The organism is Novosphingobium rosa NBRC 15208 (assembly GCF_001598555.1).
Classification (GTDB): Bacteria; Pseudomonadota; Alphaproteobacteria; order Sphingomonadales; family Sphingomonadaceae; genus Novosphingobium; species Novosphingobium rosa.
Genome location: NZ_BCZE01000115.1, coordinates 1 through 16,160 on the forward strand (window position 1 = coordinate 1; position 16,160 = coordinate 16,160).

Annotated in this window: 21 protein-coding genes and 1 tRNA gene; 7 read left to right on the forward strand and 15 right to left on the reverse strand. The window is 62.3% G+C overall.

Annotated elements, in window-relative coordinates; all coding sequences use genetic code 11:
- The first annotated feature begins 47 nt into the window (after window positions 1-47).
- Together SR3_RS28255 and SR3_RS28260 are read left to right on the forward strand one after the other, a co-directional pair.
- Window positions 48-122: transfer RNA gene (locus tag SR3_RS28255), tRNA-Gly, on the forward strand.
- 254 nt (window positions 123-376) lie between these two features.
- Window positions 377-553, forward strand: coding sequence for a hypothetical protein (locus SR3_RS28260; protein ID WP_157099177.1), 177 nt, complete (start codon window positions 377-379; stop codon window positions 551-553).
- Between the two features lie 783 nt (window positions 554-1,336).
- On the opposite strand, the gene SR3_RS28265 is transcribed toward SR3_RS28260, so the two are convergent.
- The 11 genes from SR3_RS28265 to SR3_RS28315 all read right to left on the reverse strand — a co-directional run bounded on the left by SR3_RS28265 (window position 1,337) and on the right by SR3_RS28315 (window position 9,710).
- Entirely contained in the window at window positions 1,337-1,888 is a 552-nt protein-coding gene (locus SR3_RS28265; protein ID WP_068094076.1) for an AAA family ATPase, read from the reverse strand.
- A 30-nt stretch (window positions 1,889-1,918) separates the two neighbouring features.
- A complete protein-coding gene (locus tag SR3_RS28270; RefSeq protein WP_068094079.1) occupies window positions 1,919-2,350 on the reverse strand; it encodes an ASCH domain-containing protein in 432 nt (143 codons plus the stop codon).
- A 31-nt stretch (window positions 2,351-2,381) separates the two neighbouring features.
- Window positions 2,382-2,897 carry a GNAT family N-acetyltransferase gene (locus SR3_RS28275; RefSeq protein WP_084456015.1) on the reverse strand — a complete coding sequence of 172 codons (516 nt, stop codon included), beginning with the start codon at window positions 2,895-2,897 and terminating at the stop codon, window positions 2,382-2,384.
- A 48-nt stretch (window positions 2,898-2,945) separates the two neighbouring features.
- Window positions 2,946-4,094 (reverse strand): hypothetical protein, encoded by a 1,149-nt coding sequence (locus SR3_RS28280; protein WP_157099178.1) that lies wholly within the window; start codon window positions 4,092-4,094, stop codon window positions 2,946-2,948.
- A gap of 203 nt (window positions 4,095-4,297) precedes the next feature.
- Window positions 4,298-4,936, reverse strand: a complete 639-nt coding sequence (locus SR3_RS28285; RefSeq protein ID WP_068094090.1) for a hypothetical protein — start codon at window positions 4,934-4,936, stop codon at window positions 4,298-4,300.
- Entirely contained in the window at window positions 4,936-6,129 is a 1,194-nt protein-coding gene (locus SR3_RS28290; RefSeq protein WP_068094092.1) for a ThiF family adenylyltransferase, read from the reverse strand. Before SR3_RS28290 ends, SR3_RS28285 begins: the two co-directional genes overlap by 1 nt.
- Window positions 6,104-6,772: a multiubiquitin domain-containing protein gene (locus SR3_RS28295; protein ID WP_169805732.1), complete on the reverse strand. Its 669-nt coding sequence runs from the start codon at window positions 6,770-6,772 to the stop codon at window positions 6,104-6,106. The genes SR3_RS28290 and SR3_RS28295 overlap by 26 nt, the downstream gene beginning before the upstream one ends.
- A gap of 24 nt (window positions 6,773-6,796) precedes the next feature.
- Window positions 6,797-7,663: a hypothetical protein gene (locus tag SR3_RS28300; RefSeq protein WP_068094096.1), complete on the reverse strand. Its 867-nt coding sequence runs from the start codon at window positions 7,661-7,663 to the stop codon at window positions 6,797-6,799.
- Window positions 7,660-8,307 carry a hypothetical protein gene (locus tag SR3_RS28305; RefSeq protein ID WP_157099179.1) on the reverse strand — a complete coding sequence of 216 codons (648 nt, stop codon included), beginning with the start codon at window positions 8,305-8,307 and terminating at the stop codon, window positions 7,660-7,662. Before SR3_RS28305 ends, SR3_RS28300 begins: the two co-directional genes overlap by 4 nt.
- A gap of 47 nt (window positions 8,308-8,354) precedes the next feature.
- Complete coding sequence (locus tag SR3_RS28310; RefSeq protein WP_157099180.1) at window positions 8,355-9,011, reverse strand: hypothetical protein; 657 nt, start codon at window positions 9,009-9,011, stop codon at window positions 8,355-8,357.
- A gap of 174 nt (window positions 9,012-9,185) precedes the next feature.
- Entirely contained in the window at window positions 9,186-9,710 is a 525-nt protein-coding gene (locus SR3_RS28315; protein ID WP_157099181.1) for a hypothetical protein, read from the reverse strand.
- Between the two features lie 233 nt (window positions 9,711-9,943).
- Here SR3_RS28315 and SR3_RS28320 point away from each other — a divergent pair, with 233 nt between their 5' ends.
- The 4 genes from SR3_RS28320 to SR3_RS28335 all read left to right on the forward strand — a co-directional run bounded on the left by SR3_RS28320 (window position 9,944) and on the right by SR3_RS28335 (window position 12,339).
- Window positions 9,944-10,228: an ArsR/SmtB family transcription factor gene (locus SR3_RS28320; RefSeq protein WP_068094107.1), complete on the forward strand. Its 285-nt coding sequence runs from the start codon at window positions 9,944-9,946 to the stop codon at window positions 10,226-10,228.
- A gap of 233 nt (window positions 10,229-10,461) precedes the next feature.
- The gene (locus tag SR3_RS28325) at window positions 10,462-10,833 is read left to right on the forward strand and encodes a hypothetical protein (protein ID WP_068094111.1); all 372 of its coding nucleotides are present in this window, start codon (window positions 10,462-10,464) and stop codon (window positions 10,831-10,833) included.
- 76 nt (window positions 10,834-10,909) lie between these two features.
- A complete protein-coding gene (locus tag SR3_RS28330; protein WP_068094113.1) occupies window positions 10,910-11,239 on the forward strand; it encodes a hypothetical protein in 330 nt (109 codons plus the stop codon).
- Window positions 11,236-12,339, forward strand: coding sequence for an ImmA/IrrE family metallo-endopeptidase (locus SR3_RS28335; protein ID WP_157099182.1), 1,104 nt, complete (start codon window positions 11,236-11,238; stop codon window positions 12,337-12,339). The genes SR3_RS28330 and SR3_RS28335 overlap by 4 nt, the downstream gene beginning before the upstream one ends.
- An 18-nt stretch (window positions 12,340-12,357) precedes the next feature.
- On the opposite strand, the gene SR3_RS28340 is transcribed toward SR3_RS28335, so the two are convergent.
- From SR3_RS28340 to SR3_RS28350, 3 genes are all read right to left on the reverse strand, one after another.
- On the reverse strand, window positions 12,358-13,272 hold the full coding sequence (locus SR3_RS28340; protein WP_068094117.1) for an alpha-glutamyl/putrescinyl thymine pyrophosphorylase clade 3 protein: 915 nt from the start codon (window positions 13,270-13,272) through the stop codon (window positions 12,358-12,360).
- 15 nt (window positions 13,273-13,287) lie between these two features.
- Complete coding sequence (locus SR3_RS28345) at window positions 13,288-14,277, reverse strand: thymidylate synthase (RefSeq protein WP_068094131.1); 990 nt, start codon at window positions 14,275-14,277, stop codon at window positions 13,288-13,290.
- Between the two features lie 165 nt (window positions 14,278-14,442).
- Entirely contained in the window at window positions 14,443-14,835 is a 393-nt protein-coding gene (locus tag SR3_RS28350; RefSeq protein ID WP_084456016.1) for a DUF4031 domain-containing protein, read from the reverse strand.
- Here SR3_RS28350 and SR3_RS31995 point away from each other — a divergent pair.
- Window positions 14,749-15,213: a hypothetical protein gene (locus SR3_RS31995; RefSeq protein WP_169805731.1), complete on the forward strand. Its 465-nt coding sequence runs from the start codon at window positions 14,749-14,751 to the stop codon at window positions 15,211-15,213. The two genes, SR3_RS28350 and SR3_RS31995, sit on opposite strands and share 87 nt — an antisense overlap.
- Before the next feature lie 288 nt (window positions 15,214-15,501).
- Here SR3_RS31995 and SR3_RS28360 read toward each other — a convergent pair whose 3' ends face one another.
- A complete protein-coding gene (locus SR3_RS28360) occupies window positions 15,502-16,038 on the reverse strand; it encodes a YfbU family protein (RefSeq protein WP_068094128.1) in 537 nt (178 codons plus the stop codon).
- Window positions 16,039-16,160: the final 122 nt, after the last annotated feature.

Consider the following 16,160-nt stretch of genomic DNA (forward strand, 5'->3'; position numbering starts at 1 on the left):
CCCGCTCCAGTTTCACCCGATGGTGCATCCGCATCATCAAAGCCCGAGCGGGCGTAGCTCAGGGGTAGAGCACAACCTTGCCAAGGTTGGGGTCGAGGGTTCGAATCCCTTCGCCCGCTCCAGTTTTTCCAGACATCGATGTGTACAGGACGGGTCGGCTCAGGCGGCCTGCCAGCCCACTTGCATCTTGTGATGCGCCACGCCGCAATGCGCCATTGCGTGACCTTCCGCAGCAGACACATCACAGGCGCGCCCAACAGGCTGTGCCGGGCGATAGGGTGTAGACCCGGACGGCAAGGCCGATTAGTCACTGCTCATGCAGCATCGGCAGGGATCAACCCTGTCCTGCGCAACGGGAATGGAGCCAGCCGGCCAAGTGGACAAGATCGTCGCCGTCATCGCCATGATTGGCTCACTGGTACTGGTGACCAGCGGTTCGCGGTTTCGCAGCATGTCAGGCGGAAAATTTGTCAGGCTGGCGCTGATCTGGGCCGTGATCATCGCCGCTCTCGTGCTGGTGGTGCAGGCCAGCGGGTGGCAGACCCAATCCTGAAGCGCTTTACCGCCTGACCACATGAAGATTTCGATACAGCCGCGCCACTCTTTGCTGACACGGGGAGCAAGGCCTTGGGCAGCGGCATATAAGTTGATGAGCGCAAGCAGAGGTGTAGAGGCCGCCTGACCGCGCTGTATAGGCGCCAATGGCTTCGCTGGCGGGCTGGGCACTCATCGCCATCCAAGCGCTTCAAACGAGCCTTAGCGGCCCAAATGACAGCACCGTTGAGATGCCCGACACATGACCACCATGCCCGCCTCATCATCGGGAGCTATCTTCGCCCCCAAGAGCGATACTCGAAGCTCCTTGCGACCAAAACCGCCACCATCGGCAAGAATGTGCAAGGAACCAGATGCTGGGGAAATCGGCAGCAGTAGATCAGGATACCGATCTTCTCATCAGGCCCTAAAATCAGAACACCGCTGCTCTTATCAGCCTTAACGCAACACACCCGTGCCGCATGCATACTCCGCCTCTGTGTAAGACCCGAGGCGTCAGGAACGGCGGATTAGCTGATTTTCGTGGAGTTTCAACCTTCTCAAGGGAATGACGTTGCCACTTAAGATGCTCGTAAGTGAACGTATAATTTTCAATGCTTTAGCGCCGGGCATGCTACTTAGGCGAGTTCGGACTCTGGCAGAACGGCAACTTAAGGGCATCGCAGCGAATATATCATTGAAAAATAATATTTTTCTGGACGAAAAGCGTCCACACCCCTCCCTCCGGCATCACCACAGCCGTTTGGGACCTCATACTATGAATTGGACCGGCAAACCGGCGTCAGCAGCGCCCCAATGAGTCGATGAACTCCAGTGCTGCCTTGCACTTGCCGTCTTCGATCTGGATCATCGGAATTCCGAGCAGGGCAGAATAGCGCCGCGCCAGATCCCGGGAATGATCGAGATGCCTTCTCAACTCGTGGACCGTTCGCTTGGGACGCTCGCGCTCGTCCATCTCGCGCTGGCGCGCAAGTCTCTCGGCGGTCGTGCTGATCAATATGATCCCGGATGGCTTCAGGCTTCCGATTATCTCGACCGGGACATCAACCAGTTCCTGGTCGTTATCGATGAAACTGTGAGCCTCAAGGAGAACCAGCCGATCCTCCTGACCACGCCGCTCGTCCGCAAGGGCCTCGGCCAACGCAAACTGATTCTCCTGGACATCTCGCCTGTCCGCAGTTCGAAGTTTTTCGCTGGTCGTTCGTAGGTGCTTGCGAAGCAGTCCGCCTGCCGACAGACGCAAGATATCCGGCCGCAAGGCGCCGATCTCACTCGCAAGCCTGCTCTTCCCGACGCCTGACACACCGAGCAGGATGACGACCAGCCCGGTCATCGGCCTTCCACCGCTTGGGCAAGAGGCAGTTCAACCATGCTCATGCTGCAGGATACCTGATTGGTCCTCACGCAGAAACATATACGACTGGGGCGGCTTGAGGTCGTATCTCGAACGCATCTCCTGCAGCGTGATCGGAGTCTCGAAAAGCTGCGGATCTTCGATTTCGATGACGAAGCCTCGGTCGCGACCGGCATAATATCGCCAGAAGTCCCCCTCGCCTATCATCGCGATCTCCGAGAACCTGGCCCAGATCTCCTTTGGCGGCAGGGTATGCACCGTGCCGACACCAGCATGCCCGATGATGGCGCCGGTTGGCAGGGTCGAATAGATGAGCAACCTGCTTCCTGCCAGAGCAGGGTCGAACTTCCGACGAAGCTCGACCCTCTTTTCTCTCTTGAAGATCAGATCCGAGTAGACCGGGTGGATGCTGATGAGCAGCGTCTGGCGGACAGAGGTCATGGCTGCGCTTCGGGCCGTCGCAAGACCGCGATTACGAGCTCAGTGTCGGAGTCTGCGAGCCATTGAAGATGTGCTCGACGATGCCGGGACGATAGAGCGATTCCACGCGCGCGGTTTCGCGAAAGCCCAGCTTCTGCGTCAGCGGCAAAAGCTCGGCGTATCTTTCCTGAGGCACGGTGAACAGAGGGCGGCCTACACCCACCCAATCGACGGCCTCTTCGAGAAGCCGTCGACCAAGTCCACGGCTGCGCTCGGACGGCTTCACCCAGAGCGTGCAGACCTTGCGCTCGCCAGAATCCCGCTTGGCAATCGCCAGGGCCTTCGGACTGGAGGCGGGCCCGATCAGGAAAAGTCCGCGCTCCCCAGTGGCAAGGCCTGGTACGACCTTATCCCAGTACCAGCGCCCGAACCCGGGGTAGACGGCTTCCAACGAGCGTAGGACCGGCCAGACGTCGTGAGCGCAACCGATCAAATCGATTCCGCGGGACGCCAGAAGGCGGTCCGTTCCGTGCCGGGGGCCTAGGTTGAAGGGGATGTCCATGTGCATGTCACTACCCGATTGCGAGCGAGGAGGGAAGAGTCCGGAGCAAATCTGTCACCGCCTTCTCCCCCATCGCTGAAATGATTCCAGCAATGTAGGAACGCATAGCAGACCACAAAGTATCACACCCGCGATCAGGCTTAGACGCCCCTGGTCATCAATCGCCCAGCCGAACCGATGGAACATGAGCTGCAGGCAGGCCACGACCACGTTGTGAACGGCACTGCCGATGCCGCCGATAGCGAAGGCGGCAAAGATATAGGCCGGGATCTTTGACCGAACGGTGCGGAAGCTCGCGTAAGCTATGAAATCATTGAGAGATTTGCCTTCTTCGACTTTTTCTCGCCACTGGTAGATTATCATTCCCTCGGAGCTGAGCGCCGACTTCCGTGCTCCGCTGCCTTGCGGGAAGCCGACCTGAATGTAGCTGTTCCAGATGTGATGCTCCAGATAACGCACCTTCCGGAAATTCTGATGCTGACTGCCGAGCTGATAGTCCTTCCTACGGATCAGAAAGTAGTGGACGGAGCGAAGGTTCAGCTTCCCCTGGTCAGCCCGACGGAGAATATCCGCAGGATAGCTCCTGCGCTCGTTGAGGCGAAATTCAGTGGTCTCCAGCACGTCCTGCGTCAGCGAGAGCCCAAGGCCCTTCGGGGTGTCCTCGGTGGTGAAGAGCGTGCGCGCCTCGCCCTGGAGATAGATCCGCAACCGGACGTAGTGGTCGTTGGTTTCAGGGCTCAACGACCTGATACGCCTGCAGAGCGCCGTGTTGAGGGAGATGGTGGTGCCGCGCCGCTGACCGTGAACATTCACCTTTTCAACGGCGATGTCCTTCCGTGGATCCAGCTTGTGGATCGTTCGGAGCTTCTCCTTGCCTTCCCCGACCTGCCCGGTTCTCACCACGAAGTGATCGTCGGCGTCGGTCGAGATCAGCGAAACGTCGTTGAAGACCGCATTGAGCGTATCAGGGTCGCTCAACGCACCGCTAAGGTCGAAAATGGCCTCAGCTTCGATGGGAGCGGGAAGGTAGAGGCAGAGGCGCTCCAGGCTCTCCACCTCCTCAAGGACGAAGCCGACATCCAGAAAGTTGAAGTGCTTGTCCAGGTCGCGCCAGAGATTGACGTGCAGCTGGACGGCAGGGAGCTTCTCGCTTCCACCTTCCAACTTAAGTCGTTGACACCAGAGAGCCAGAGTTCCGTTCATGCGCTTGCCATTAGCGCACTTTAGTAAAAAATCGACCTCCTCATCTCCCCACGGAACAAAAAGAGCCTCGTGACCAGAATCAGCGCGGATGGCGCCACGGCGCCCCTTTAGGCAGTGACCTTGAGGGGAATAGCCATCGTGAGATCTTGTTCATCGGTGCTGTGGCGGATCAGACTGAATCCAGCATGACTACGCTGCTGTCTTCAGAGCCGCCTTTTCGACGGTCGCCCCCAGGGGACGCGCCATTCGATGGGTCGGGCTTCGAACTCGACGATGGTCACCTTCTCACAGGCCGAAGATTCGGCTTTCACGATCCGGTATGGCATGCCTTCGGCCACCTGGTGCCTGAACACGCTGAACAGCTCCCGGCCAATCAGGTCCCGATGCCTTGCCTTCGACCCGATCCCTGGCGCGACGATACGCCCGCCCTGATCGGAAGTGTGGAGCGACATCGAGCCGAGCCGCATGGTCATGTGCGCCGACCGCCCGGCGAAGCGGAGTACGAGACGCTCCACCTTCAGGTGGTCGGCGAGGTCCGTCCCGTCAGGGGAAGCCAGGCCGCCAGATCGCCGATGGCGGCGCGACCCGCTCAGGATGACGGCATCGACATCGAGCCTCACCGGCCAGTCGCCAGGTGGTATCAGCTTCATGATCACCTCATCGAGGCGGCTCGGCCGGACGGCGTCGAGCAGTAGCGGAGAGGCGAGACGAATGCGGTTGACGAGGTATTCCCGGAAGATCCCCAGGTGGTGGGCGGAGAATTCGCGGCGTAGCTCGTGCATCCTGGCAGTGGCCAGCCAGTCGGCATCAAAAGGCTCGCCACGAGCGGTGCTCCGATCCATCACGGCCGCGCTCCGGTACGGTCCTCGTTGATCATGGCGGCGCCGTCCATCTGGAACACCGAGTGGTGCTCTCTCTCAAGGTCGAGGTAGAAGCCGAAGTGCTTCTTGAACCTGATGACGGCAAGGACCGCGGCCAGCGCGTTCATGTCGCTGATCTGGGCCCTGGACTCGTAGATGTCGGCATCAGGCTCTCCCATGGGGATGCGTCCCAGGTCATGGACATGATCCCGCTGAGTAGGGGTGCTGGTCGTGATCCTGACCGCGCCGGTCAGGCCCCCGTCGGTCGGTTCGAGGCCTATCCCGGTATCGATGAAAGGCAGCCCTCTCCTTTCCATCTCGTCGACGAGCAGGCGCCGGCCGACGCCGGAGTCGATGGCGAGGAAGACGAAATCCAGGTGGTCCAGAAAGTGGGCGTTGTTCGGGCCGAGCCTGACCTCATGGCCGATGATGCCATTGTGCATCCGCGAGTAGATGGCGGCCAGATGGCCGACCTTGGTGCGCTGCTCACGAAGCTCGTCGATCGATGGCGCGCCGGGCGTGCGGAAGGCCGAGTGCTGGTCGAACCGGTCGTCATCGAAAAGATGGATCCTGCCGACCGGGGTCTTGGCGATCTGATCGAGGATGTAGGACCCCGTCCCTCCCAGCCCGACGATGCCGATGCTGAGTCCGGCGAGCCGATCCGAGTACATGCCGATGCCGTGCCGCGCGCTGGCCGTATCGACATAGGCGAAGCAGGAGCGGCCGCCTTCCACCACGATCACGTGACCCGTGCGGGCGGTCGCCGACGGGTCGAGCAGGGCGGCGTGGGCCGACACCTGCTCGACGAAGGTCGTCATCATCTCGTGGTAGTCGCGGAAATATCCGCCGACCGGCCTGCTGCAAAGCATATGATCCACGACCAGGCCCCGGCCGAGGTCCCGTCGGCTGCGCCCGTGGGCCATCTCGGTGAGCGGCCGGCCGTCGGCGGCATGCGGCGTGCCGCCTCCGAACCAGACGGCATGGCCGCTCGGCCTGAGGGTACGGTCGCCGGCCATCTCCATGGACGAGGCCAGGAAGCCGCGCCGGATCTGGCCGGTGGCGTCGACGAAGGGGACATCCCGCAGGACGAGATAGCCGCCCACGATCTCCAGGTCATAGCCGTCGTCCGCGAGCTGCTTCAGGTCGGCGTTAGCTCTTATCAGTCGTAGTGACATTGTAGGTGACTCCGTTGATCAGAGGCATGCGCTGGGCGGGGGCGAGCGAACCCTCCGGCCGGTCGGCAGGGCCGTGGCGGTAGGACACGGTGAACATCCGGTTGAGGTCCAGCGGACGGTCGGGGTAGGCGAGCCTGACCAGATCCTCGAAAGCGATGTCGGTCGCCGGAAGGTTTCGCTGGGCCCCATTGACGATCACCGGCACGGTATCCGACCGCGGGGTCTCCGGCCTCGACACGACGGCAGGCACCCAGTCGACGGTCAGATCGACTAGCGCCCCGGGCCGGAGCGGCCCGCCGCCGACCAGGTTCAGCACCAGACCGTCGGAGAACCCGCCGATCTCGCGGATCTCGTGCTCCTGAATGCCGGGCGCTCCCCATTCCCAGACCCGGTCATCGACCCTCAGGTGCCTGAGCGATCCGTTCCGATGGACCCTGAAGCGGGCTTCGCCTTCCAGAACGGCGACCGCATCGTTGGGCGCCACCATCCTGGCCCATCCGCCGTCGATGCGGATCAGGACGTCGCGCTGCTCCGGGGCGGCATCCACCGCGGCGAGGACCGCCCGGCCGGTGAGCCCTTCGAGCGGCAGGGAGAGCGCGTGGCCATCGACCACGACACGCAGGCTGTCATTCTCGCTATCCATGTGCATTCTCCTCAAGGTGGTCCGTCAGAAGGGTGGCGCGTGGATACCGACCCGATCATCGACGCGGCGATAGAGCTTCGCGGTGGAGGGATCGTCCCTGACCCAGCGGCGGGCATCGCCAAGCAGATCCTCCAGATCGATGCCTGGCGGCAGACCGATGGCGCGGTCGGCGAGCACCTCGGCGAGGACGTCGATGATCCGCAGATCACGGTCTTCGCGTTCGCCGCCGCGCAGATCGATCCGGTCGAGCCGGGAGGCCAGACGGTCGGGCACCTCGTCGGCGTCCCGGGCCTGCACGATCCAGGTCACGGCACTGTAGTCGATGGCGGCGGACAGAGCCTGGTCCGGGAAGCCGGAATTGGTGGCGCCATCGACCAGCCGCGAGACGATGGTCACCATGTCCTCGCTCGCGGCCTCGATCCCCACGATGCTGACCACCGGATTGGCACAGCCGCAGGCCATGATCGCCGGGGCGATCGGCAGCGGCAGCGGGACGTCGGGTCTGGCGCAGTGCCGGGTGAACATGTCGGTCGCCGCGTCGAAGAGGATATGCGGCACCCCGGCCGCCCGTGCCAGTCGCCGCGCGACGTGGGTCCGGCCCGCACCGACCGGCCCACCAAGCAGGATGCCGGGCAGCGAGAACCAGTCCCTTCCACGGATCCGCTGGTTCGAGCACCCGTTCTCGACCGCGCCCAGGAACTCGGGTTCCCAGTCCATGTCGAGATCGAACATGATGCCGGCTGGCCCCAGCCGATCGCCGCCGCGCAGTTCGAGCGCGACTTCGGTCCCTGCGGGCACCGGGCGGCTGGAGAAGCTGCGGGCGAAGATGGCGGTCGGGACGGAGGCGGGGTCGATGGACGTGTCGACCGGCACGATGGCGCGCCCGGTCATTCGCCCCTCCAGAACCGCAGCGGCCGTCGACCGCCCGCGCTGATGCCGCGCCTCCTCGCGTCCTTCTCGGTCGCCAGCATCCCGTCGAGAACGTGCTTCTCCAGGGCGAGCTGGCCCGAGGTCTGGAACAGCCTCTCCATCTCGGCGAAGCGCGCCTTCTGATACATGAGCCAGTCGCAGACGCGGTCGCGTTCCCATCGCTCGTCGAACCTCATCACGAAGAACGGCTCGCGCTTGTTGCCACGTTCGAGGCCGAGGTAGGGGGCCTTCTTGTGAGGCGTGTAGGTGTAGAGGGTGATCTCGTCGGCGCGGCGGGCCTCCTCCTCGATCCTCTCCCTCTCCCTTCGCTCCGCTTCCTGCCGTTCGGCCTCCGCGAAGCGGGCGGAGGCGAGAATGACCGGTCCCGCGGCGTCGGGGCCGAGCCGGAACGCGACGCGCCCCCAGAACCTGAGCCGTTCCGGCGTCGAGGTCAGCCAGTCGCGGATCGAGGCCGCTTCCTCCGGCGTGTCGAGGCGGACATGCCAGACCACGACATGGGTGTCGTCTGCCAGGCTGCGTAGAATGCGGACGCAGGGGCCGGCGGCGTGGCCGGCATCTTCCATCTGCGCGACATACCGGCTGGTGCCGGAAAGCAGGTTGGACATGGGCATCGCCCTTTCGCTGATGTGTTGCTGGGATTGGAGAGCGGGCATCACGACGCCCGCGTCCTGTCGAGCAGCTCCGACAGCGCGGTGCGGTCGTCCGCGGTCCGGTGGCGCAGCACTTGGATGACCGGATCCACCCCGTCACCGGGGCGGCGGCGCTCGCAATGATGACCACACCGCATCAGCAGATAGCGGAGGGAGCAGCCGCCGAAGCCGCGCGCATACCAGTCCACCCCATCCTTAGAGCAGGCCCATTCGACATCCAGGGCGCCACCGAGGCGCTGCTCGATCCGCCGACGGACGGCGGGGCAGCCATGGGTGATGGCGATCGACGCCTCCGACAGGATGTCCTGCAGGACCCAGTCCTCGATTACCTTGCCGCGGACCCTCGCATCGGTGATTCCGGTGGCGGCCACCACCTCGGCCGGAATGGGATGGCCGGGGTCCTCGAACCATTCGTAAAGGTCACCGAGCCAGAGGATGGCGCCCTTGTGGTCGTATTCGAACTGGCGGAGGGTCAGGCGGATTATCGCGCCGGCCCCGATGTCCAGACTTGTCGTCTTCACCTCGATGACGACCGCGGTTCCGACCGCGCATCCCTCGCCCTCATCGGTCCAGCCCGGCTCCAGATGAAGCGCGCGGACGACATGGCAGCCGCCGTTCCTCGTGGCGGCCACGCAGCCGCACGTTCCTTGCATGTTCATGATGTAGCTCCAGCTCAGCGCCGCCGTCTGCGGCCGGCACGCGGGAAGACGCAGGGCCTGGCCCGCGTATCTCCCCCTCTGACAGTTCATGGGAGCCGCCTCTCCGCGCGGGGCCCTTTTCGGGCGCGAAAGCGCGGGAATACGGAAACCGGCCCGGCTAGGGGACGGCCGTGATCAGAATGCGGTCACGAAGTCGGTGGGCATGCGGCGCCCGCGCGGTTCCTTTTGGGCCTTCCGCCGAGGCGGAAGCGCGCCGCCACGGGACGGGTTGCGCATCCTCCGGCGGGAGGAGCCGACGGCATCGGTACGCTGCGTGACCGCGCCTTCCGGGGTCATCGTCGAGGGGTCGTCCTCAATGATGCGGTCGAACAGATCGGGATCGGCGTCGGTGCCGAGCGACAGGCCATGCAGCATGACCGCCTTGATGAAGTGCTGCTTTTCGAGACAGGCCTCCAGCGCAGCGGCGCCGTCGAACATCCGACGCGGCGCCAGCATCCAGCCCACCGGGTCGATGGATGCGCCTTCGCGCTGGAAGCGTGCACCGGCCTCGGCGGCGACCGTCACCACGCGGCAGAGGGCGCGACGGGAGGTGAGGATCATCCGGTCTGTCGGAAGGTCGGGATCAAGCGGGTCTTCGTGAATGGGTTCGTAGGGCGTATTCGCATAACGGGCAGGCAAGTCGGGATAGGTGGCGGGCATGGCCATCTCCGGGTCGCCGGTTGAGGGGCTATGTCATCGGGCCGGGTTGGCGAGGACGCCGACCGATGCGGCCTGAGATGGCATCCATCGCAATTATGTCAATACATCATGATATATTGGAATGACGATTTTTCTCGCTTTTCCGTCATTTGCCCTAAAAATGGCAGTTTTATGGGAAACGATAGGTAAATTTTCGGGTTTAAAGAGCCGTTCATATCACCTATCTCCGATCTATGGACAAGATCAAAGCTATCGGGATGATGAGCGCGCTGGCCCAGCCTACGCGCCTGGACGTGTTCCTGACCCTGTCCCGGATCGGCCCCGAAGGGCTTTCGGTCGGCGAGCTTGCGAAGCTGATGGAGACCCTGCCCAACTCCATGTCCACCCATCTCGCCATCCTGGCGCGAGCAGGCGTCGTGACGCCGTCACGCGTCGGTCGCGTGGTCACCTATGCAGTCGATCCGGATGCCGCCAAGTCATTGGCGGTGTTCCTGCTGGAAGGTGGCCGGGAAGCGTAGCCCGCCATGCCAGTGGAACGGCGAGCAGGCGGCCTTCTGGCTCCAGGCAGGAGATAGCGTCTCCAGATGGGGCATTAACGAAATTAACCTTCCAATCAAAGAGATTGTCGATAGGCAGGCTGGCGAAAGCAGGTCATGGCGGGCTATGACCGATAGGGAATGTCACTGGCGTGCTTTATGAGCGCTTCGGTCAGGCACCCCTACAGGGGATTGGACTGATAGCAGATAAGGGAATGACAGTGGGCGTTACATCCTATCAGCAGCGGGTCGAGGAATGGCTCGAAGCCTGCTTCCCGCCAGAGGTCAGGTCCGACAGGGCGGAGCGTACCCATCGCTTTCTCGAAGAGGCCCTGGAACTGGCCCAGGCCAACGGCTGCAGCCGGGATGACGCCGTCGCCCTCGTCGATTACGTGTTCGGTCGGCCCAAGGGCGATCCCAAGCAGGAGGTCGGCGGCGTCATGGTCACGCTCGCCAGCCTGTGCAGCGCGTCCGAAATCCATATGGACGAGGCCGGAGATGCCGAGCTTGCGCGCAACTGGGACAGGATCGAGGCGATCCGGGCCAAGCAGCAGTCCAAGCCTCATGGCTCCCCGCTGCCCCAATGAGCGAAGGTGCCGTCACCCTTTTGCCCTGCGTGGGCGGGCCGGGTGACACGCCCCGTCGGCGATCGAGGATGACGTCTTGATCACGATCTCCTTCGAGGATGGGCCGCTTCACGACACGTGCATCGAGCTGCAGAAGGCCGAACTTGAGTACGGCAGCCTGAGTGCGGCCGCGCTTGTCACCTTCATCTCGGATGCGCTTGCCTTCGAGAACGTGGAGCAGCTGATCGGCCTCTTCGGCGACGAAATAAAAATTTTGCCGGACGATTCACTTTCCCTCTCGATTGGTTCAGACTATCGCGCGGCGCTTGTCGTGGCTGGCACGCGTTTCAAGCGTGACGCAGACAACCGAGTGATTTGGTCGAGCGTGACGAGGTTGAAGCTAGTGGAAATGTCGAGGGTGCCTTGAAGCAAGCACTTGAGTTCACACCCGACTGGTTTTCGAAGCCCGGTGACTCGCTGCGCGCCCTGATGCTTCGCAAGAGCATCGACGCCCAGGATGTCGCCCGCCACCTCGACGGCGGCATGAAGACGCTGCGTGGCCTCCTCGACGGCTCGAATCCCATCGACGACGGGCATGCCGGCGTGCTGGCCGAGGCCGTAGGCGGCACGATATCGTTCTGGCTCAAGCGTCAGGAACAATACGATGACGCCCTGGAGCGGGCGGTCGATCGCGCAGCCACCGTCGAAGCCGACGACTGGTTGATGCTTCCCGTCCCGGGGGAAAAGCCCAGAGGACGCATGACCCAGGAAAAGAAGCGTGACGAGGTGCGCCGGCGCCTCCGCTTCTTCAACGTCGGCACCATGGATGCGTGGCAAATCCGCTACGGCAAGATCTGCACCAGCACCCTGTTCCGCACCTCGTCGACGTTCAACTCCGATGACGGCGCGGTGCTGATGTGGCTCCGCGACGGCGAGCTGAGCTCGGATCTGGTGTCGACGAAGCCGTGGAACGCCGGCAACCTTCAGGATCGCCTCGACAGCATACGCAAGCTGTCGAAGCTGAAACAGCCGGAAGTCTTTCTACCCAAGCTCAAGGAACTCTGCGCCGAAGCCGGCGTCGCGGTCGTGGCGAAGAGGGCGCCCCAGGGGTGCCGCGCATCGGGGGCCAGCCGATTGGTCGCCCCTGACAAGGCAATGGTCCTTCTCAGCTTCCGCGGCAGATCGGACGACACCTTCTGGTTCACCGTCTTCCACGAGATCGGTCACCTGATACTCCATGGCGCCAGGACCTTCGTCGATTCCGACATGCATGGGGACAACCTGGACGAGTGCGAGAACGAGGCGAACGATTTCGCCTCGCGCATCATCGTGCCCGAGCAACGCGTCGAGGAATTCAAGCGCCTTCGAGCCGATAAGTTCGACGTGATCCGCTTCAGCAACAGGGTCGGGGTCTCAGCTGGCCTGCTGGTCGGCCAGATGCAGCATCGCGACATGATCAATCCCAGCCAGCTGAACTTCCTGAAGCGACGCTGGCAGTGGGAAGATCTCGCCGAGGTGATGGACTGAGGCCCCGCCGCGACGGAGCTACCCGACGTAATGCACGAAGTGCCTGGTGCTCTTCTGCCAGTTGCAGAGGGCGTCCTCCATGACAGCCATCCCGACCTTGAGGCTGGCGTCCAGCACGTCGAGCTGCTGCTGCACGTCGCCGTTGGTCCTGCCGCTTTCAGGATTTCCGTCGATGAGGAGGCGGGCACCGTTACCTGGGCCCGTCGCGCCGTCCAGATAGGCCGACCCGGCCTCGATGGGCGCGAGCTTATACCGACCGATCAGCGACAGATAGTCGAACTTGGCCAGCCGCCCGAAGGAGCAGATCTTCATCTGCTGATATAGGTGATCGAAGATCGTGTGGGGATCGTTGCCCGCCTCGACCACGGCCACGGCGAAAAAAGCGGCATGTCCGGCCGCACCGATCCAGGCTCGATAGTCAGCGACGGCGCGCTGCATGGGCCGGTTCGCGTCGGGGCGCAGGCTCTCGTACTTCCGGTGGTTGCCGAAGGCGCCGCGGACATGCATCCAGTTGGCGGTGAGCCATTGATCGAAGCCTGCCGGATTCGCCGTGACCGACTGCCAGTCCCATATCCCAGCGCCAAGCATCCCGTAGACGTCCTGCAGGCGCCGCCAGCCGCTGTCGGGCCGACGCGCGAAATGGGTCATCAGAAAGATGAGCCAGCCAGCCTCGTCGATGTTACCCTGCTGCATGTGGAACGCGACCGCGCGTTCGGCATCGAACGACGCGTGGTTGGGATTGGCGCGATTGGCGGAAATCGCCCCGCGCTGGACCAAGGAGTAGTAGTCTTCCCGACGCAGGCTGGCGATGAACTGCATCGCCAGCGTCTCGATCGTCTGGATATCCGGCAACCCCTGAAGCCCTAGCGCCGCCTTGGCGGCCGTCAGCGCAGCGACGAGACGTTGATGTTCGGCATGTCTTGAGGGCCACATTTTCGCTTCGATCCTTCAGGCTTCTTGCGCATCGCCGGCGTTCGGGACTTGGCCTTCGAGATGGCGCCTACCCTCCAGATAGATGCCATAGGCCTCGCTGGCCAGTTCGCCCTTCAGTTCGATCAGACGGGCGGAATGATCCGGCACCCACTTACGGGCCCAGAAGGCCTGTAGAAGCCTGACGATGTCTGCCCAGTACGGGTCATCGATCTCATCGGCAGCGACAATTGCCTCCCCGACCCGGAGGCGACCTTCGATCTCCAGCAACCGCCCGACCATATCGAAGTGATTGCCCTTCGGCATCGGCGGCATCTCCCTGGTCTGCTGAAAGCCTTCGACGATGTATTCCTTCATCTTCTCCCAGTAATCCTCGTACACATGCATGCTGCCGACATACTGGTGGTACTCGCCCATCTCGACACCCAGCCTGCGTGCCATCATCTCCTGGATCATGGTGAAGCAGAAGACATCGTGGGGAAGGCCCCAGTAGGCATCGTTGGAACGCATCGTGACCGACATGTGCAGGGCGCCGTTGCGCAGATGGAACTGCATCGTCGTGGTACAGGGAATCTCCCTGTGCGGCGTGGCGATGTCCTCGGCGTTGAAGAGCTGGATGACTGCCCGCCTTGATCCAGGCTTCTCGGTGAGAAGCTGGTGGATGCTGTCGAACTGATTGATGCCCTTCCGCATATTCAGCAGCCGCGGCCCATAGGCACCTTCGAGAATGCCGTCCACGGCGTCCTTCCCATAGGGAGGCACATAGGGTTCGATGAATTCCAACGCGTTGGACCCTGAAAGATACCACAGCAGCTCGCCCAACGCGCTGAAGGCCTTCCCACGGTTTTCCGAGATGCTTAGGCGGGCCCGAGGCTTCAAGATGTGCAATGTTACGCTGATTAACTCGTATGTGCCGCCGCGCGATCCGACATTATACTGACCATTGGCTACAAGCGCGCGGTAAAGTTCGAACAGAACCGCGTCGAGACTCTTCCCTGTAAATTCCATCGTCGTCACTAGCCTCTCTAGCGCCCCCGCTAGGTCTCACAGGCCATGTGTTCTAGGATCATCGATGAACGTCAACAGGTTATTTTGAGTTATTGCCACCTGCCATTGTCATGTTCCAGTGTGGCTCGACGCAATCCAGGCCATCGCCGCGGAGGACTGCGGCGGTCAGTTTGCCTCATCCCATCCCCAGGCCTGCCGAAACCCCTGCTCGGTCAGCCAAGCCGGCACATGGGCTGCAGGCGCGAAGGCGCTGTTCGGATCGGCCAGGGCATGGATGCGCCGCAGCTTGTCGGGCCTGCCCTGGATGATCGCCGCCATCGCGACGGTCTGATACCTGTCGCAGGCGATGGCGCCGAAGCCCAAGGCGAGCGTGCGGCTCGCCACGTCGATGTCGTAATGCGGCCATGACACGCGCATCGTCAGGGGGTTCTGGAACCACTGCCGCTTGAGGCCGATGCGCGCTGCCATGGCATGAAGTTCAGCGAGGTCCGGCGAGAACATGTGGCACATCCGCCGCCCGCGCATCTCGTGGATGGCACTATCTACATAAACGCTCATTTCACGGCCAGCGGTAGCATAGCGTTCCCAGCCGATCTAGCCCGACCTCAGGCGCGTGACGCCGCATCATTCTCGATCGTCAGCCTTTACACTGTAGACCTTGCCCGTCTCACCATCCAGAAGCAGTATCTCTTCGCCGAAGCGGATGTCCTCGATCCGAAGCGTCGGGTCACATGTATCCTCTCCATCATGACCCATGATGTAGACAGGCAGCGGGACACGAACCGAGCGACCGATCCATGCAAGGACGACATCGCCCTTGAGGAGACCCTCGTCATCATACCATATATCGTGATCGGCGTCGTAGTCCGCCGCCGCTCAGACGATGTCCCGCGTCAGGAAGTCGCGGTCGGTACCTTCCAGGGCGGTGATCGATAGCGTCTTGTCGATAAGATAGGCGACCAATGGCTCGCTCCCTTCAGAGAAGCTCCATTCCTAACGGGAGCTTGATTGCCGAGAGGTAAAGAGAGTGCGGCGCGTCCTGAGGGAATTGTCTCTGGCGTCGCAGCACCAGCCATCGCCTGCTGCGCTCCAGTCGGATGCCCGCCATATCGGCGCGGGTTCATCGGCCACGGAGCAGAGGCAGGCGATGGCTGGTGCTAGTGACGGGTCCGGGCAGGGAAGCCGCCCGGATCGCCAGCACCAATGCGGCCTCGCCGTTGAATCCTAGGTTCGATTTGCAGGATGGACGCGCGCAGCGACGATAGCCTCATATTGAGCGGCGCTCAGTTCGAAGGGGCTACCGTGCTTCCGCCACTCGCTCAGCATACGTCCGTAAAGATCGAGCGTGGGATGATGTGCATTGAAATCGCGATTTGCGAACCGCAGATGCTTCCATTTCCCGTCATGGTTCACCAGAGCCTCAGCATAGGACATGTATTTGATTTCATGATTGCCATCGAACCCCGCGAAGCTGGTCTTCCCAGGATCTGTCGGCACCACGCCCTCGTCTTCCGCATGCTGTAAGGCCGCGTGCATTGAGAAGACATCATACACGAATGCGCGGTTCTCCTCGGTGAATGGATCGCGCATCGCCTCCTGAAGGCACTGGACATCGGGAAGATCGTCAATCGGCCAGTAATCGCGGACCTTTTCGGCGCTGCGCTCCCACATCTCGGCCTGATCAGGATCGACATGAGATAAAATCGTGTACTGATTGATCAGAACCAACCGCTTGAACAGCTCATTGTCAATCTTGGTCATTCCTACCTCCTTCTTGAAAAGATGGCATAGGAAGATGCTCAGTTTAATGCAACAGGGCCATTTTGTTTCAAATTTACTACAACCAAAAATTCGCAAGCCGTTTTACGCAATCGGCGGGCGGG

Coding starts and splice junctions, on each gene's coding strand:
- SR3_RS28305 (WP_157099179.1), bottom strand. CDS start 8,307: ATGTCCAACCTGCTTTCCGGCACCAGCCGGTATGTCGCGCAGATGGAA.
- SR3_RS28320 (WP_068094107.1), top strand. CDS start 9,944: ATGGACAAGATCAAAGCTATCGGGATGATGAGCGCGCTGGCCCAGCCT.
- SR3_RS28285 (WP_068094090.1), bottom strand. CDS start 4,936: ATGGATCGGAGCACCGCTCGTGGCGAGCCTTTTGATGCCGACTGGCTG.
- SR3_RS28360 (WP_068094128.1), bottom strand. CDS start 16,038: ATGACCAAGATTGACAATGAGCTGTTCAAGCGGTTGGTTCTGATCAAT.
- SR3_RS28350 (WP_084456016.1), bottom strand. CDS start 14,835: ATGAGCGTTTATGTAGATAGTGCCATCCACGAGATGCGCGGGCGGCGG.
- SR3_RS28290 (WP_068094092.1), bottom strand. CDS start 6,129: ATGTCACTACGACTGATAAGAGCTAACGCCGACCTGAAGCAGCTCGCG.
- SR3_RS28325 (WP_068094111.1), top strand. CDS start 10,462: ATGACAGTGGGCGTTACATCCTATCAGCAGCGGGTCGAGGAATGGCTC.
- SR3_RS28300 (WP_068094096.1), bottom strand. CDS start 7,663: ATGACCGGGCGCGCCATCGTGCCGGTCGACACGTCCATCGACCCCGCC.
- SR3_RS28280 (WP_157099178.1), bottom strand. CDS start 4,094: ATGAACGGAACTCTGGCTCTCTGGTGTCAACGACTTAAGTTGGAAGGT.
- SR3_RS28265 (WP_068094076.1), bottom strand. CDS start 1,888: ATGACCGGGCTGGTCGTCATCCTGCTCGGTGTGTCAGGCGTCGGGAAG.
- SR3_RS28295 (WP_169805732.1), bottom strand. CDS start 6,772: ATGGATAGCGAGAATGACAGCCTGCGTGTCGTGGTCGATGGCCACGCG.
- SR3_RS28345 (WP_068094131.1), bottom strand. CDS start 14,277: ATGGAATTTACAGGGAAGAGTCTCGACGCGGTTCTGTTCGAACTTTAC.
- SR3_RS28275 (WP_084456015.1), bottom strand. CDS start 2,897: ATGCACATGGACATCCCCTTCAACCTAGGCCCCCGGCACGGAACGGAC.
- SR3_RS28270 (WP_068094079.1), bottom strand. CDS start 2,350: ATGACCTCTGTCCGCCAGACGCTGCTCATCAGCATCCACCCGGTCTAC.
- SR3_RS31995 (WP_169805731.1), top strand. CDS start 14,749: ATGAAGTTCAGCGAGGTCCGGCGAGAACATGTGGCACATCCGCCGCCC.
- SR3_RS28315 (WP_157099181.1), bottom strand. CDS start 9,710: ATGCCCGCCACCTATCCCGACTTGCCTGCCCGTTATGCGAATACGCCC.
- SR3_RS28310 (WP_157099180.1), bottom strand. CDS start 9,011: ATGAACATGCAAGGAACGTGCGGCTGCGTGGCCGCCACGAGGAACGGC.
- SR3_RS28340 (WP_068094117.1), bottom strand. CDS start 13,272: ATGTGGCCCTCAAGACATGCCGAACATCAACGTCTCGTCGCTGCGCTG.